At 75.0% G+C, this 593-nt stretch carries 2 protein-coding genes; both read left to right on the top strand.

The annotated features are described in order from the left end of the window. The coding region (locus C667_RS23750) for a L,D-transpeptidase (protein WP_004392068.1) at nt 1–314 on the top strand (314 nt) is incomplete at its 5' end. Continuing rightward, nucleotides 311–593: GNAT family N-acetyltransferase (locus C667_RS23745; RefSeq protein WP_004392067.1), on the top strand; the 283-nt coding region annotated here is incomplete at its 3' end. The genes C667_RS23750 and C667_RS23745, both read left to right, overlap by 4 nt.

The raw sequence follows: 593 nt of genomic DNA, 5'->3' as shown, positions 1-593 counted from the left end.
CGGGCGCGCCGGCGGGCGCCGTGTTCCGCGGGCGGCGGCCGACGGGCGAGCTGTGGACGCCGGCGTTCGCCGCCGCGCACCCGGGGCGCGACTGGATCCTGTCGCGCATCCTGTGGCTGTGTGGCGAGGAGCCGGGGCGCAACCGCGGCGGCGAGGTGGACACGATGCGGCGCTACATCTATCTGCACGGCACCGGCGACGACCAGCCCATGGGCGTGGCGCGCTCGCACGGCTGCGTGCGCATGCGCAACCGCGACATCATCGAGCTGTTCGAACTCGTGCCCGCGGGCACGGTGGTGGAGATCGTCGAATGAAGGGCCTGCACATCGAGGTGAGGGGCTGGGACGAGGCCGAGGCGCGCGTGATGCCGGTGCGCACCGAGGTCTTCATCGTGGAGCAGGGCGTGCCCGAGGAGATCGAGCGCGACGCCTTCGACGCGGTGTGCCGGCACGCGATCGCGTGCGACGCCGAGGGCCGGGTGGTCGCCACCGGCCGCCTGCTTCCCGACGGCCACATCGGCCGCATGGCGGTGCTGCGCGCCGCGCGCGGCGCCGGGGTGGGCGGCGCGGTGCTGCAGGCGCTGATCGCCGAGG

It is taken from the genome of Thauera phenylacetica B4P (assembly GCF_000310225.1).
Lineage (GTDB): Bacteria > Pseudomonadota > Gammaproteobacteria > Burkholderiales > Rhodocyclaceae > Thauera > Thauera phenylacetica.
This window is presented reverse-complemented; position numbering and strand designations above follow the sequence as displayed.